This is a genomic window from Streptomyces sp. NPDC126497 (assembly GCF_040302425.1).
Lineage (GTDB): Bacteria > Actinomycetota > Actinomycetes > Streptomycetales > Streptomycetaceae > Streptomyces.
The window spans coordinates 15,427-30,175 of the sequence record NZ_JBEORT010000022.1 but is presented as its reverse complement, the minus strand read 5'-3'; the positions used below and the strand labels follow the sequence as shown (position 1 = coordinate 30,175).

At 73.8% G+C, this 14,749-nt stretch carries 14 protein-coding genes; 4 read left to right on the top strand and 10 right to left on the bottom strand.

Features of this window, described 5'->3' with window-relative positions:
• Positions 1-133: 133 nt before the first annotated feature.
• Positions 134-1,555 carry a lipase maturation factor family protein gene (locus ABTY20_RS13135; RefSeq protein ID WP_351997069.1) on the top strand — a complete coding sequence of 474 codons (1,422 nt, stop codon included), beginning with the start codon at positions 134-136 and terminating at the stop codon, positions 1,553-1,555.
• Here ABTY20_RS13135 and ABTY20_RS13130 read toward each other — a convergent pair.
• The 4 genes from ABTY20_RS13130 to ABTY20_RS13115 are packed head-to-tail and all read right to left on the bottom strand — an operon-like array spanning position 1,543 to position 5,451.
• Positions 1,543-2,382 carry an amidohydrolase family protein gene (locus ABTY20_RS13130; RefSeq protein ID WP_351997068.1) on the bottom strand — a complete coding sequence of 280 codons (840 nt, stop codon included), beginning with the start codon at positions 2,380-2,382 and terminating at the stop codon, positions 1,543-1,545. The two genes, ABTY20_RS13135 and ABTY20_RS13130, sit on opposite strands and share 13 nt — an antisense overlap.
• Entirely contained in the window at positions 2,379-3,356 is a 978-nt protein-coding gene (locus ABTY20_RS13125) for an aldo/keto reductase (RefSeq protein WP_351997067.1), read from the bottom strand. The genes ABTY20_RS13130 and ABTY20_RS13125 overlap by 4 nt, the downstream gene beginning before the upstream one ends.
• Positions 3,353-4,108, bottom strand: a complete 756-nt coding sequence (locus ABTY20_RS13120) for an SDR family NAD(P)-dependent oxidoreductase (protein ID WP_351997066.1) — start codon at positions 4,106-4,108, stop codon at positions 3,353-3,355. Before ABTY20_RS13120 ends, ABTY20_RS13125 begins: the two co-directional genes overlap by 4 nt.
• On the bottom strand, positions 4,105-5,451 hold the full coding sequence (locus tag ABTY20_RS13115) for an enolase C-terminal domain-like protein (protein ID WP_351997065.1): 1,347 nt from the start codon (positions 5,449-5,451) through the stop codon (positions 4,105-4,107). Before ABTY20_RS13115 ends, ABTY20_RS13120 begins: the two co-directional genes overlap by 4 nt.
• 180 nt (positions 5,452-5,631) lie before the next feature.
• Here ABTY20_RS13115 and ABTY20_RS13110 point away from each other — a divergent pair, with 180 nt between their 5' ends.
• Positions 5,632-6,333, top strand: a complete 702-nt coding sequence (locus tag ABTY20_RS13110; RefSeq protein WP_351997064.1) for a FadR/GntR family transcriptional regulator — start codon at positions 5,632-5,634, stop codon at positions 6,331-6,333.
• 163 nt (positions 6,334-6,496) lie between these two features.
• Here the strand turns inward: ABTY20_RS13110 and ABTY20_RS13105 are convergent, their stop codons facing one another.
• Positions 6,497-6,931, bottom strand: a complete 435-nt coding sequence (locus ABTY20_RS13105; RefSeq protein ID WP_351997063.1) for a DUF3291 domain-containing protein — start codon at positions 6,929-6,931, stop codon at positions 6,497-6,499.
• Positions 6,932-7,017: 86 nt separating this feature from the next.
• Between ABTY20_RS13105 and ABTY20_RS13100 the strand changes: the two genes are divergently transcribed.
• Together ABTY20_RS13100 and ABTY20_RS13095 are read left to right on the top strand one after the other, a co-directional pair.
• Positions 7,018-7,659 (top strand): MerR family transcriptional regulator, encoded by a 642-nt coding sequence (locus ABTY20_RS13100; RefSeq protein WP_351997062.1) that lies wholly within the window; start codon positions 7,018-7,020, stop codon positions 7,657-7,659.
• A gap of 206 nt (positions 7,660-7,865) precedes the next feature.
• On the top strand, positions 7,866-8,261 hold the full coding sequence (locus ABTY20_RS13095) for a VOC family protein (RefSeq protein WP_351997061.1): 396 nt from the start codon (positions 7,866-7,868) through the stop codon (positions 8,259-8,261).
• A 30-nt stretch (positions 8,262-8,291) separates the two neighbouring features.
• Here the strand turns inward: ABTY20_RS13095 and ABTY20_RS13090 are convergent, their stop codons facing one another.
• The 5 genes from ABTY20_RS13090 to glgA all read right to left on the bottom strand — a co-directional run bounded on the left by ABTY20_RS13090 (position 8,292) and on the right by glgA (position 14,715).
• Positions 8,292-8,465, bottom strand: coding sequence for a hypothetical protein (locus ABTY20_RS13090; protein WP_351997060.1), 174 nt, complete (start codon positions 8,463-8,465; stop codon positions 8,292-8,294).
• Positions 8,466-8,906: 441 nt separating this feature from the next.
• Positions 8,907-10,400 (bottom strand): SDR family NAD(P)-dependent oxidoreductase, encoded by a 1,494-nt coding sequence (locus tag ABTY20_RS13085; protein ID WP_351997059.1) that lies wholly within the window; start codon positions 10,398-10,400, stop codon positions 8,907-8,909.
• Positions 10,401-10,502: 102 nt separating this feature from the next.
• Positions 10,503-11,930: a wax ester/triacylglycerol synthase family O-acyltransferase gene (locus tag ABTY20_RS13080; RefSeq protein ID WP_351997058.1), complete on the bottom strand. Its 1,428-nt coding sequence runs from the start codon at positions 11,928-11,930 to the stop codon at positions 10,503-10,505.
• Positions 11,931-12,291: 361 nt separating this feature from the next.
• The gene (glgC, locus tag ABTY20_RS13075) at positions 12,292-13,512 is read right to left on the bottom strand and encodes a glucose-1-phosphate adenylyltransferase (RefSeq protein ID WP_351997057.1); all 1,221 of its coding nucleotides are present in this window, start codon (positions 13,510-13,512) and stop codon (positions 12,292-12,294) included.
• 51 nt (positions 13,513-13,563) lie between these two features.
• Complete coding sequence (gene glgA / locus ABTY20_RS13070; RefSeq protein ID WP_351997056.1) at positions 13,564-14,715, bottom strand: glycogen synthase; 1,152 nt, start codon at positions 14,713-14,715, stop codon at positions 13,564-13,566.
• Positions 14,716-14,749: the final 34 nt, after the last annotated feature.

The window sequence follows — 14,749 nt, the reverse complement described above, 5'->3', positions numbered from 1 at the left end:
TTGTCAGGGTTCGCCCGATTCTTCGACCGCTGGGCGGGGTCGGTGTCCCCCTCCGCGGGCTGCGCGGCCCGCCCGGTGGTATACGGAGAGTCACAGGGGTCCGGCGGGACGAGGCAGGAGGGAGTGCGGGGCCGTGGAGTGGTTCACCGCGTCCGGCTACTGGCTGAGCCGGCTGGTCTTCCAGCGGGCGCTGGCCGGGCTGTACCTGATCGCTTTCCTGACGGCGGCGCTGCAGTTCCGTGCGCTGATCGGGGAGCGCGGCATGCTGCCGGTGCCGCGGTTCGTGGAGCGGGTGCCGTTCCGGAGGTCGCCGAGCCTGTTCCACTGGCACTACTCGGACCGGTTCTTCGCGGGGTGCGCCTGGGCCGGCTGCGCGGTGTCCGCGGCACTGCTCGCGGGGCTGGACTCGCTGCTTCCGCTGTGGGGCGCGATGCTGCTGTGGCTGGTGCCGTGGGCGCTGTACCTGTCGGTCGTCAACGTCGGGCAGACCTGGTACTCGTTCGGCTGGGAGTCGCTGCTGCTCGAGGTCGGCTTCCTGGCCGTCCTCCTCGGCAACGACGAGGTGGCGCCGCCGGTCGTGGTGCTGTTCCTGCTGCGGTGGATCCTGTTCCGGGTGGAGTTCGGCGCGGGGCTGATCAAGATGCGCGGCGACGCGTGCTGGCGGAAGCTGACCTGTCTGGACCACCACCACGAGACGCAGCCGATGCCGGGACCGCTGAGCTGGTTCTTCCACCATCTGCCGAAGCCGCTGCACCGGGTCGAGGTGGCCGCGAACCACGTCACCCAGCTCGTCGTGCCGTTCCTGTTGTTCGCCCCGCAGCCGGTCGCCACGGTCGCCGCCTCGCTGATGATCGTCACCCAGCTGTGGCTGGTGCTGTCCGGGAACTTCGCGTGGCTGAACTGGGTCACGATCGTCCTGGCCCTGCCGGTGATCGCGTTCCCCGTCGACGCGCCCACGGCGCCCGACGCGCCGCTGTGGTACGTGGTGGTCGTCCTCGCGGTGTCCGCGCTGCTGCTCGGCCTCAGTCACCGGCCGGTCCGCAACATGCTCTCCCGCCGCCAGGTGATGAACCGCTCCTTCGACCCGCTGCACCTGGTCAACACCTACGGCGCGTTCGGCAGCGTCAGCCGGGTCCGCTACGAGGTGGTCGTGGAGGGCACGGCGGACGAGGTGCCCCGGGAGGACGGCGACTGGCGGGAGTACGCGTTCAAGGGCAAGCCGGGTGATCCGCGGCGCTGGCCGCGCCAGTTCGCGCCGTACCACCTGCGGCTCGACTGGCTGATGTGGTTCGCCGCGCTGTCGCCCGCGTACGCGAGTCCGTGGTTCGGGGCGCTGGTGGAGCGCCTGCTGGAGAACGACCGGGACACGCTGCGGCTGCTGCGCCGCTCCCCGTTCCCCGCGGACGCGCCGCCCCGGCACGTCCGCGCCCGCCTCTTCCGCTACCGCTACACGACGTGGCGGGAGCTGCGGGAGACGGGCGCGTGCTGGGAGCGGACGTACGTGCGGGAGTTCCTGCCGCCGACCCGGCTGGCGGGGCCCGTTCAGAGGCCGTAGACGCGGGTGGCGGTGGTCTCGAGGAACTGACGGCGTCCGGTGGCGTCGAGGTCGCGGGTCAGCGCCCGCGCGGCGGCGAGGACGTCGCCGTACGACGCCGCGAGGGTGCACACCGGCCAGTCCGAGCCGAACATCAGCCGGCCGGGCCCGAAGGCGTCCAGCACGACGTCGGCGTACGGGCGCAGGCCGGCGACGGTCCAGGAGGCCGGGTCGGCCTCGGTGACCAGGCCGGAGAGCTTGCACACGGTGTTGGGGAGCGCGGCCAGCGCGCGGACGCCGGACGCCCAGGGTTCCAGGGCGCCCGAGGCCACGGGCGGTTTGCCCAGGTGGTCCAGGACGAAGGTGAGCCGGGGCAGCGACGCGGCCGCCGCCACGCAGGCCGGCAGCTGGTGCGGCAGGACCACCAGGTCGTACACCAGGCCCGCGTCGGCCACGGCGGCCAGTCCCCGCCGTACGTCCGGGCGCAGCAGCCACCCGGGATCGGGTTCGCCCTGCACCTGGTGGCGGACGCCCTTCAGGAGGCGTCCGCCGGGCAGCGCCCGCAGCCGGGCCAGTTCGTCGGCGACGTCCGGGCGGGTGAGGTCGGTCCAGCCGACGACCCCGGCGACCAGGGGGTGCGCCTGCGCGAGGGCCAGCAGCTCGGGAGTCTCCTCGGGGACCGTGACGGTCTGCACCAGGACGGTGCGGCCGACGCCGGCCGCGCTCGCCTCGGGGGCGAGGTCGGCCAGGGCGAAGTCGCGCCGCAGCGGCCGCAGACCGGGGCCGGTGATCCAGTCCTGGTCGCGGACGGACAGGTCCCAGACGTGGTGGTGCGCGTCGACGATCACGGCGGCTCCTCCTCGGACGGCAACAGGCCCGCGGCGCGCAGTTCCCGCCACAGGGCGGTGGGCACCGGGGCCGCGAACTGGTCGGCGCAGTCGTGGACCTCGGCGGCCGAGCGGGCGCCGACCAGGACGCTCGCCACCGCCGGGTGGGCGGAGCAGTGGGCCAGGGCGGCGGCGCGCAGGGTGGTGCCGTGCCGCTCGGCGGCCTCCTTCAGCCGCAGGGCGCGCTCCAGCAGCTCGGCGGGCGCCCTGCCGTAGTCGTACGTCGCTCCCGGCCGCGGGTCCGCGAGCAGGCCGGAGTTGAAGGCGCCGCCGATGACGACGGAGGTGCCGCGTTCCAGGGCGGCGGGCAGCAGGTCGGTCAGGGCGCTCCGGTCGAGCAGGGTGTGGCGGCCGGCGCACAGGACGACGTCGACGTCGGTGTCGCGGACGAAGCGGGTGAGCAGGGCTGTCTGGTTCATGCCGGCGCCGATCGCCCCGACGACGCCCTCCGCGCGGAGCCTCTCCAGGGCCGGGTAGCCCTCGCGGAAGGCCTGTTCGGCGTGGTCGTCGGGGTCGTGGAGGTAGACGGCGTCGACGCGGTCCAGCCCGAGGCGTTCCAGGCTCGCCTCCAGGGTGCGGCGTACGCCGTCGGCGCTGAAGTCCCAGACCCGGTGGTGGGTGGCGGGGACGGCGAAGCCGTGGGCGAGGTCGTCGCCGCCGGCGGTGGAGGGTTCGAGGCGGCGGCCCACCTTGGTGGACACGGTGTACTGGTCGCGCGGACGGTCGCGCAGGGCCGCGCCGAGGCGGCGTTCGGCGAGGCCGAGGCCGTAGTGCGGGGCGGTGTCGAAGGAGCGGATGCCGCGTTGCCAGGCCGCCGCGACCGCCTCGTGCGCCTCCTCCTCGCCGACCTCGGTGTACAGGTTGCCGATGCCGGAGGTGCCGAGGGCCAGGGCGGTGACCTCGACCCGGCTGCGGCCGAGCCGGCGGCGGTTCACCGGGTCCCCGGACGCGGCCGCAGCCCCTGCATGCCGCCGTCGACCGCGAGGGCGGTGCCGGTGGTGGCGCCGGACAGGGGGCTCGCCAGGTAGGCGATGGCGCCGGCGACCTCGGCGGCGGAGACCAGGCGGCCGGTGGGCTGGCGGGCCTCGAGGGCGGCGCGTTCTGCGGCCGGGTCGTCGGCGGCGTCGAGCAGCCGGCCGACCCAGGGGGTGTCGACGGTGCCCGGGTTGACGCAGTTGACGCGGATGCCCTCGCGGACGTGGTCGGCGGCCATGGCGAGGGTGAGGGAGTACACGGCGCCCTTGGTGGCGCTGTACAGGGCCCGTTGCGGCAGCCCCGCGGTGGCGGCGATCGAGCAGGTGTTGACGATCGCCGCGTGGACGGAGGCGCGCAGGTGCGGCAGGCAGGCGCGGGCGGTGCGGACCATGCCGAGGACGTTGACGTCGAAGACGCGGTGCCACTCCTCGTCGGAGTTGGCCTCCACGGTGCCCCGGGCGCCGATGCCGGCGTTGTTGACCAGGACGTCGAGGCCGCCCAGGCCGTCGACGGCGGCGGCCACCGCCGCGCGCACCGAGGCGTCGTCGCCGACGTCGGCGCGGTGTCCGGTGAGGGGTGCGCCGACCGTCGACGGGTCCAGGTCCAGCACGGCCACGGTGGCGCCGCGCTCCGCGAGGAGGTCCGCCGTGGCCCGGCCGATGCCGCCGGCGCCGCCGGTCACCAGGGCCGTCAGGCCCTCGAAGTCGCTCATGCGGTCCGCTCCTCGTCCTTCCGCGTGTCCTGGTCGGCGGCCCAGAAACCGCCGTCGGGATAGGTGTAGCGCGCCAGGGACTCCGGTCGCATGGCGGCGGAGAAGCCCGGCGCGAGGGGTGCCGCGTAGTGGCCCTCGCGGATCACCACCGGGTCGAGGAAGTGGTCGTGCAGGTGGTCGACGTACTCGATGACCCGGTCCTCGGTGGTGCCGGTGAGGGCGACGTAGTCGAACATCGACAGGTGCTGGACGAGTTCGCACAGGCCGACCCCGCCGGCGTGCGGGCACACGGGCACGCCGTACTTGGCGGCGAGCAGCAGGACGGCGAGGTTCTCGGGGACCCCGCCGACCCTGGCGGCGTCGATCTGGACGATGTCGAGGGCGCCGGCCTGGAGGAGCTGTTTGAAGACGACCCTGTTCTGCGCGTGTTCGCCGGTGGCCACCTTGACGGGGGCGACGGCGCGGCGGACGGCCGCGTGGCCGAGGATGTCGTCGGGGCTGGTGGGTTCCTCGATCCAGTAGGGGTCGAACTCCGCGAGGGCCGTGGTCCAGCGGATCGCCTCGTCCACGTCCCAGCGCTGGTTGGCGTCGACCGCGATGCGCACGTCGGGTCCGACGGCCGCGCGGGCGGCCCGGCAGCGCCTCAGGTCGTCGTCCAGATCCGCGCCGACCTTGAGCTTGATCTGGCGGAAGCCGTCGGAGACCGCCCGGACGGCGAGCCGGGTGAGCTTCTCGTCGTCGTAGCCGAGCCAGCCGGGCGAGGTGGTGTAGGCGGGGTAGCCGCGCTCCAGCAGCAGGGCGGTGCGCTCCCCGGCGCCCTCCCGGCCGCGGCGCAGCAGGGCCAGGGCCTCCTCGGGGGTGAGGGCGTCGGTGAGGTAGCGGAAGTCGATCTGGCGGACCAGCCACGCGGGGTCGGCCTCGGCGAGCAGCCGCCACAGCGGCTTGCCCGCCCGCTTGGCGGCCAGGTCCCACAGGGCGTTGACGACGGCCCCGACCGCCATGTGCATCACGCCCTTCTCGGGGCCGAGCCAGCGCAGCTGGCTGTCGCCGGTCAGGTCGCGGTTCAGGACGGAGGGGTCGGCGCAGAGCTCGTCGGCGGACCGTCCGACGAGGTGGCCGCGGAGCGCCTCGATCGCGGCGACCTGGACGTCGTTGCCCCGCCCGATGGTGAACGCGAAACCGTGCCCCTCGTGACCGTCGGCGGCGTCGGTGCGCAGGACGACGTAGGCCGCGGAGTAGTCGGGGTCGGGGTTCATCGCGTCGGAGCCGTCGAGTTCGCGCGAGGTGGGGAACCGGACGTCGCGGGTGTCGACGGCGATGATGCGGGCGGGTTTCGGAGGCACGGAGGGCCTTTCGGTGGGCGGCGGGGACGGTACGGCGTCAGTCCTGGGCACGGCGCATACTTATCAGACCACTTAGCGATCGGAACACCCCCGGGGGGCTGATCCTGCGGATTTCGCCCCATGGTGGTCGGGCCAATCCCGTCGCTAGACTGCGCCGGACCGGGTGAGTGGAGGAGTGGCGTGGAGGAGACGGCCCCGCAGAAGGGCACGGTGACGCAGCGCGCCATCGAGCGGATCACGGCGATGATCCGCGAGGGGGAGCTGGAGCCCGGCGAGCGGCTGCCCACCGAACGGGATCTCGCCGCCCGGCTGGGCATCTCCCGCAGTTCGATGCGGGAGGCGGTCCGCGCGCTCACGGTCCTGGGCGTGGTCGAGGCCCGGCACGGCTCGGGCATCTACGTCACCCGGCTGGAGGCCGGGGACCTGCTGGAGACGTTCGGGGTGGTGGCCGATCTGTCCCGGGGGCCGGGCCTGGTGGAGTTGCTGGAGGTGCGCCGCGTCCTGGAGTCGACGGCGACCGCGCTGGCCGCCGCCCGGATCACCGCGGAGCGGCTGGCCGAGGTCGAGAAGCACCTGGACGCGATGAACGCCACCGAGGACCCGGAGGAGATCCTCGCCCACGACCTGGCCTTCCACCGCGAGATCGCGGCGGCCGCCGGGAACGGGACGATGGCCGCGATCCTGGAGGGCCTGTCCTCGCGCACCTTCCGGGCGCGGGTCTGGCGCGGCTACCAGGAGGAGGGCGCCTTCGCCCGTACCCGGCGCGAGCACGCCGCGATCCACCGGGCCCTGGCCGCCCGCGACCCGGAGGCGGCGCGGGCGGCGGCCGCCGCGCACGTGGGCGCCGTGGAGGAGTGGCTGCGCGCCCGGCTGCGGGAGTGAACGGATCGGGTCCGCCGGGAGCGTGCCGCGCCGTGGCCCCGGGGTGCGCGGCGGGGCGGACGCGCTCGTCGAGGACGCGCCCGCGGGGCGGGCCTCGGCCGGGAGCGGGTGGTCATCAGGGGTACGGCTCCCCCGGCGCGCCCCGGTCGCAGTCGGCCGCCGTTCAGTGGGCGGTGCCGCGCCCGTCCGGGACGCCGTCCCGCGTCCGGGCCTGGGCCTCGAGGCGTCGCCTGGCGTCGCCCCAGTCCACCGGCAGCCCGTCGACGGGCACCTCCCAGAAGGTGAACGTCGCATCGCGCATCGTCTCGCGCAGGCCGGTCATGACGCTCTTGTGCGGTTCGGTGCGGGCGTAGGCGTAGAGCGCGTCCCGGCTCTCCCACGCGGACAGCGTGCAGAAGACCCTGCGGAGCGGTCTGGCCTCCAGGGAGGCGCCGAGCGCCCCGGGGGCCTTGCGGACCTGGCCCCAGGCGGAGAGCGACTTCAGGAGGAAGCGGGGGACGTCCTTCAGCGACCGCACCTCGAAGCGCGAGGCCATGACGAAGGCGTGGGTGGTGTCGGGGCTCGCCGGATGCGGGGTGACCCAGGGAAGAGTGGGCACGGTAGTCTCGCCTCCATAATTGGTGAGTGGCACTATCCAGATTAGACAGTTCCACTACCTAATTGCCAGAGGGAAGTGGGAAGCACATGAGGATCTCGGAACTCAGCCGTCGCAGCGGGGTGCCCAACGCGACGATCAAGTACTACCTGCGCGAAGGGTTGCTGCCCCCCGGGCGGGCCACCGCGGCGACCCAGGCCGAGTACGACGAGACCCACCTCAGGAGGCTCCGGCTGATCCGCGCGCTGACGGGGGCGCGGGGGCTGTCCGTCGCCTCGGCCAAGCACGTCCTGGACGCCATGACCGCGCACCGGACCGACCTCCATCGGCTGCTCGGCATCGCCTTCGGCATCCGGCCGCCCGCCGCCGGCACGCCGGAGGAGGGCACGGACCCCGGGGCGGATCCCGAGGCCGCCGCCCTGATCGACGCGATGGGCTGGTCGGTCTCCGAGCACAACCCGGCCCGGCGGACCATCGACGAGACCCTGCGGACCCTGCGCTCACTGGACATCGAGTACGGCTGGGAGGCGCTCCTCCCCTATGCCGAACTCGCGGAACGGACGGCCCGGCACGATCTCGACAGCCTGGAGGCGACAGCGGACCCACTGGAGAAGGCCGAGCGGGCGGTGCTGTTGACCTTCCTCCTGGAACCGGCGCTGACGGCCCTGCGCCGGCTCGCCCAGGAGAACGAGTCGGCCGCGCGCCACGGCGGCGGGCACCCCCCGGCCTGACCGCAACGGCGTTGCGGTGACCGGCCGTCAGGGCCTAGGGTCGGCCGGGTGACTGCCGGGTCGGCCGTGGGCCGTTCATGTGAGGCGCTCCCGGCCCCGGTGTGAGGCCGGTGCGGGGCGCACCCCCGCTCGCGCGTGCCCGTGGGCCGCCCCTCCTCCGCGTGTTCCCGTCCGCCTTGGAAACCGACACCGGAGACGAATCCAGCATGTCCGCAGTACAGCACGTCCAGTTGGACCACACCGTCGTCCACGCCCGTGACCGCCGGCGCTCCGCCGAGTTCCTCGCCGGGGTGCTGGGGCTGGAGGTCGGCGCCCCGTTCGGCCCGTTCCTGCCGGTCGACCTGGGGAACGGGGTGACCCTCGACTACTACGAGAAGCGGGACGAGCCCGTCCAGGGCCAGCACTACGCGTTCCTGGTGCCCGAGGAGCGGTTCGACGCCGCGATCGCCCGCCTGGAGGCGGCCGGGGTCACCTACTACGCGGATCCGATCCACACGGAGCCCGGGCGCGTCAACGACCTCTTCGGCGGGCGCGGCGCCTACTTCGACGACCCGGACGGCCACAACATGGAGATCATGACCCGGACCTACGTCCGGCCGTAGCGACGGGGCGCGCCCCGCCCGCAGGCGCCGTCAGTCGACGCTGGGCAGGATGTGGGGCTCGGCGAGGTCGTCCTCGTAGCCCGCCAGGCGGATCGGGGCCGAACGGGCCCACACGTCGAGACTGCCGAGCTGGCCCGGCCGGCGGGCGGCGCGCTCCGGGTGTTCCTCGGGACGCTGCTCGCTCTTCGTCTTCTCCGGTGTCACCGCGCACTCCTTATGTGTCGGTCACCCTCGGGACGTGCCGCGTCGGCCTGCGCCTGGCGTCCGACGTCCACTCGGGTCTGAAGGGAAAACCGTTCGGACGCGGTGGCGCCGGTACCTCGGGGAGAGCAGGCCGTTGTGAACCGGCTGGTCCCATGACGGACGGTGGGTGCGGGTAGAACCCTGAACTGCTGTCCGTCCGGACCAGGGTAACCAAATGAGCGGCCCCCCGCTCGATAGCAGTGAAAACCGACGGTAACAATCATGTGTCGGAGGGTGTTCGTCAGACCGGAATGCCCCCTGTCTCCCGATAGGGGGGACCGGCCGCCCTCACTCGTTCGACGTACGCGGCCATCGGTGTTCCCGGCCGGGCCGCACGGTCGGGGCGCGGTCCGGGTCCCGCGGGCCGGGCGCGGACCCGTGAGGGGCGCCCGGCGGCGGCCCTCACCACCGGCCGGGCGCGTAGTCCTTCATGAAGACGCCGTACAGGTCCTCGCCCGCCTCGCCGCGCACGATCGGGTCGTAGACGCGGGCCGCGCCGTCCACCAGGTCGAGCGGGGCGTGGAAACCTGCTTCGGCGAGGCGCAGCTTGTCGAAGTGGGGGCGCTCGTCGGTGATCCAGCCGGTGTCGACCGAGGTCATCAGGATGCGGTCGGTGTCGAACATCTCCTGTGCGCTGGTCCGCGTCACCATGTTCATGGCGGCCTTGGCGGCGTTGGTGTTGGGGTGTCCGGCGCCCTTGTAGCCGCGGTCGAACACGCCTTCCATCGCGGAGACGTTGACGACGTAGGCGCGCCCGGCGGTCGCCCGGCGGGCGGCCTCGGCCATCGCCGGGCGCAGCTTGCTGATCAGGATGAACGGCGCCGTGTAGTTGCACAGCTGGGTCTCCAGCAGCTCCACCGGGGAGATCTGCTCGATGGTCTGGACCCAGGTGTTGGTGTCGACGACGTCGGGGAGCAGGCCGCCCGCGTCGATGGCGGTGCCGTCCCGGTGCCGGACCACGCTGGCGTTGCCCGCGACCAGGGCGAGGTCGGCCACCTTCTGCGCGTCGAGTCCGCTGACGCCGGCGGGCAGGGCGGCCAGTCCGTCGACCGCGCCGGAGTTGAAGGCGCCGATGACGTGGTGGGCGGGCAGCTCACCGGCCGGCAGCGGGGCGCTCTCGCCCTCGACGAGCGCGGCGTACGCGGACGGCAGCCGGCGCACGGTCTGGGTGGCGTTGTTGATCAGGATGTCGAGCGGGCCCTGCTCGGCGACCCGGTCGGCCAGCGCGACGGCCTGGGCCGGGTCGCGCAGGTCGATGCCGACGACCTCCAGCCGGTCCATCCAGTCCGCGGAGTCGTCCATGGCCTTGAAGCGGCGGATGGCGTCCTTGGGGAAGCGCGTGGTGATGGTGGTGTGGGCACCGTCGCGCAGCAGCCGCAGCGCGATGTACATGCCGATCTTGGCGCGTCCGCCGGTGAGCAGCGCCCGCTTGCCGGTGAGGTCGGCGCGGGCGTCGCGCCGGGTCCGGTTCTCGGCGGCGCACTTCGGACAGAGCTGGTGGTAGAAGTAGTCGACCTCGACGTAGCGGGTCTTGCAGGTGTAGCAGGAGCGCGGACGCTGGAGTATCCCCGCGATCGCGCCGGGCTCGACGCGGGAGGAGGGCAGGATGCCTTCCGTCTCGTCGTCGATGCGCTCGGCGGAGCCCGTGGCGGTGGCCTCGGTGACGGCCCTGTCGTGGGCGGTCTTGGCTGCCCGGCGCTCCTGGCGGCGGCGCTGCTTGACCGTGCGGTAGATGTGCGAGGTGGCCCGGCGGACCAGGATCGCGTCCGGGTGGTCGACGTCGAGCTCGTCGAGTTCCTCGAGCACGCTGAGACAGACGGCCAGCCGCTCCGGGTCGATGCCGGGCCCGTGCGCCACCGCGTCCGTGGTCTCGGGGCCGTCCTGTGTCACCGTCATCGCCGCTGCCGTTCCCGCTCTGCCGTCGCGGCGCTCCGTTCGCATCCGCTGTCGAACGGGGGATTTTACGGAGCACCGGGCCACATCACCAAACCGGATGCGTCAGTGATCGCAGGCGGCGGTCAGCGCCGTCACCTCCTCGGTCAGCGCGCGGGCCAGCCGGTCGAGGTCCGGGACGGCCGCACCGTCGGCGACCAGGCCGTAGTGGACGCGTCCGCGGTAGGTGGAGACCGCGACCGCGAGGGAGTGGCCGGGGGCCAGCGGCGCGAGCGGGAAGACGGCGCCGAGCGGGTCGCCGCCGAGCCTCAGACCGAATCCGGGCAGCGGCACGCTGGTGACCAGGACGTCGAACCAGAGCCGGGCCGCCTGGCCGAGCAGCGGTCCGCCGAGCCGGTGGCCGAGCGGCGGCACGTGGTCGGCGAGCAGGGCGACGGCGCCCGCGCCCCGGTGCGGTCCGGCGGCCTTGTTGCGGTCCATGGCGGTGCGCACCCGGTCGAGGCGGGCGAGGGGGTCCCGCTCGTCGACGGGAAGCCCTATCAAGTACCCGGAGAGCCGGTTGCCCTGGGGGTGGGCGGTGCGCGGGCGGCGCCGGGAGACGGGGATGAGGGCGCGCGGGACGACGCCCTCGCTGCCGTCGCCGCGCTCGTCGAGCCAGCGGCGCAGCGCGCCGGCGACGACGGCGATCAGCACGTCGTTGACGGTGCCGCCGGCGCTCTTGCGGATCCGGTGCACCTCGTCGAGGTCGACGACCGCGCCGGCGGTGCGGCGGGTGCCACTGGGCACGCAGGTCAACGCGGGCGAGGAGCGCATGTCGAGGGTGGAGCGGGCGACGGCGGCGCCGATGTCCAGGGCCCGGCCGGCGTCGGCGAGGGCGTCCCGGACGAGGCCGGGCACCTCCCGCACGTCCGGGAGGAGACCGCGCGGGGGCTCGGCGGGGCGGGACCGGGGGGCGGGGAGGTCCATCGGGTCCATCAGCGCGGCGGCGAGCGTGAGGGCGCGCAGTCCGTCGGCGAGGGCGTGGTGGAACTTGAACAGGACGGCGAAGGAGGCGCCGTCCTCCCCCGGCAGCACATGGGCCTCCCAGGGCGGCCGGGTGCGCTGCAGCGGGCGGCCCATGAGGCGGCCGGCCGCGGTGTGGAAGTCGGCGGCCGGGGGGTGCAGCCGGACGTGGTCGAGGGGGTCGAAGCCCGGGTCGCTCTCGCGGGTGGCGCCGCCGAAGGCGAGGGAGCGGCGCAGGGCGGAGGCGAGCGGCTGGCGCAGCGCGGCGGCCAGCGGCTCACCGGGGGCCGGCCAGGTGCGGCGGAGCGCCGACAGCGGCCGCCGCAGCGTGAGCGGCTGCCAGGTGTCGCGGATGCGCATGCGCAGCCCGGGCACGGCGGCGGCCCGGGACGCCAGCAGATCGGCCGCGTGAGCCGCCGCGGAGGACGAGTCGGCGGAGAAGACGCCGAGCGCCGCGAGGTGCATGGGATGACCGGCGGACTCGATGTTCCAGAACGCCAGGTCGAGAGGGGCGAGCGGGTCTGCGGTCATGGGCGGTGCCTCGCGTCGACGACGGGAACGGATCAGCAGTCAATCGCTCCCGGCCGATCACGGTCAAGCACGATCCGGCTACTCGTGGTCAACGGCGTGTGGCGTCTCCGCCCCTCCCACCGGCGCGGCGGGAGGGGCGGAACCGGAGTGACCTGCGGGACCGCTGCGGCACGGGCGCCGCCCCACGGGGCGACGGATGCCACCCGGACGGGCGCGGCCCGCCGGAGGAACGGTTCGTCGCGCGGCGTCCTCCTGTCGTCCGGGCGGGGCGGGGCACGGGGCCGGGTGACCGCGCCCGTCCGTCCGGGGACACGGCGAAGGCCCCGGTGACCGCGGCCGGCCGGGACCCCTCGCGTCGCCCCTACGGCACCAGCTGTCCCTTGCCGAGCGCGATCACCCCGCCCTTGGACACCGTGTACAGCTCCGCGTCCCGCTCCGGGTTGACACCGATCGTCGCGCCCGGCGGCACCTCCACGTTCTTGTCGAGCACGGCGCCGCGCACCACCGCGCCCCGCCCGACGTGCACGTTGTCGTGCAGCACCGAGCCCTGCACCACGGCCCCCGGATCGACGACCACACCCGGCGACAGCACGGACCGGGTGACCTGGCCCCGGATCAGACAGCCGGAGCTGATGATCGACTCGCTCGCCATGCCGCCCGCGTTGAACCGGGCCGGCGAGAGCTGGCCGGAGTGGGTGTAGATCGGCCACTGCCGGTTGTAGAGGTTGAAGGCGGGGCGCTCGGCGATCAGGTCCATGTGCGCCTCGTAGTACGCGTCCAGCGTGCCGACGTCCCGCCAGTAGCCCTGGTCGCGGATGGTCTCGCCGGGCACGTGGTTGTCGCTGAAGTCGTACAGCGCGGCCTCGCCCCGCTCGGTGAGCCGGGGCAGGATCGAACCTCCCATGTCGTGCACCGAGTCCTCGTCCTCGGCGTCCCGGTGCAGGGCCTCGATCAGCGCCTTGGTGGTGAAGACGTAGTTGCCCATGGAGGCGAACACGCACTCGGGGTCGTCGGCGAGCCCGGGAGGGTCGGTGGGTTTCTCCAGGAAGCGGTCCACGGACCGGCCGTCCGGTCCCGGCGTGATCACACCGAAGGCGGAGGACTCCGAGCGCGGCACCCGTATCCCCGCCACGGTGACGCCGGCCCCGCTCTCGATGTGCTGGGCGAGCATCTGGCGCGGGTCCATGCGGTACACGTGGTCGGCGCCGAACACCGCCACGTACTCCGGCCGTTCGTCGTGGACCAGGTTCAGCGACTGCAGGATCGCGTCGGCGCTGCCCAGGTACCAGCGCGGGCCGAGGCGCTGCTGGGCGGGGACCGGGGTGACGTAGTTGCCGAGCAGGCTGGACATCCGCCAGGTGGTGGTGATGTGCCGGTCCAGCGAGTGCGACTTGTACTGGGTGAGGACGCAGACGCGCAGGATGTCGCCGTTCACGAGGTTGGACAGCACGAAGTCGACCAGGCGGTACGTACCGCCGAAGGTGACCGCGGGTTTGGCGCGGTCCGCCGTGAGGGGCATCAGGCGCTTGCCCTCGCCGCCCGCCAGCACGATTCCCAGCACCGAAGGCCCACCACGACGCATGGCCGCTCCCCTCACGCCGAATTTCCCCAAGACTGCCCCGGACGGGCGGGCCTAAGCCTGTTCGAGGATCTCCTCGTAGAGCCCGGCCGTGCGGCGGGCCACCGCGTCCCAGCCGAACTCGGTGACGGCCCGCTCCCGCCCCGCCTCCCCCATCCGCCGTGCCGCCTCCGGGTCGCCGAGGACCGAGTCGAGCGCCCGTGCGAGACCCGCCTCGAAGTCGTCGTCCGCGTCCACCAGCACCCCCGTCGAGCCGTCCGCCACCACCTCGGGGATCCCGCCGACCCGGGAGGCGACCACCGCCGTGCCGCACGCCATGGCCTCCAGGTTGACGATGCCGAGCGGCTCGTACACCGAGGGGCAGACGAACACGGCGGCGTGCGTCAGCAGCTGGATCACCTCGGGCCGCGGCAGCATCCGCGGGATCCAGTGCACGCCCGCGCGGGCCCGGCTCAGCTCCTCGTACAGCTCACGGAACTCCCGGTCGACCTCGGGCGTGTCCGGGGCGCCGGCGCACAGCACGACCTGTGCGGCCGGATCGATGCCGCGCACCGCCCGCAGCAGCCGGGGCACCCCCTTCTGCCGGGTGATCCGGCCGACGAACAGCACGTACGGGCGGGAGCGGTCGAGGCCGATCCGGTCCAGGGCGTCGGTGCCGGGGTCGGGGCGGTACAGGCCGGTGTCGATGCCGTTGTGCACGACGTGCACCCGGGCGGGGTCGAGGGCCGGGTAGGAGGCGAGGATGTCCGCGCGCATCGCACCGGAGACGGCGATCACTCCGTCGGCCGCCTCGACCGCGGTGCGCTCCGCCCAGCTCGACAAGGCGTAGCCGCCGCCGAGCTGTTCGGCCTTCCAGGGGCGCAGGGGCTCCAGGGAGTGGGCGGTCATCACGTGCGGAACGCCGTACAGCAGCTTGGCGAGGTGGCCGCCGAGGCCCGCGTACCAGGTGTGGGAGTGGACCAGGTCGCACCCCTGGAGCGCGGCGGCCATGGCGAGGTCCACGGAGAAGGTGCGCAGCGCGTCGTTGGCGCCGTCGAGCGCGGTCCAGGGCCGGTGGCGCAGCACGCCGTCCGCCCCGCCCTCGCCCCAGCAGTGCACCTCCAGGTCCACCAGGGGCCGCAGTTCCCGGGCGAGGAACTCCACATGGACTCCCGCGCCGCCGTACACGTCCGGGGGGTACTCCCGTGTCAGCAGTCCCACTCGCACCCGTGAACCCCCTGTCGATCGGACGCCGGCCTTC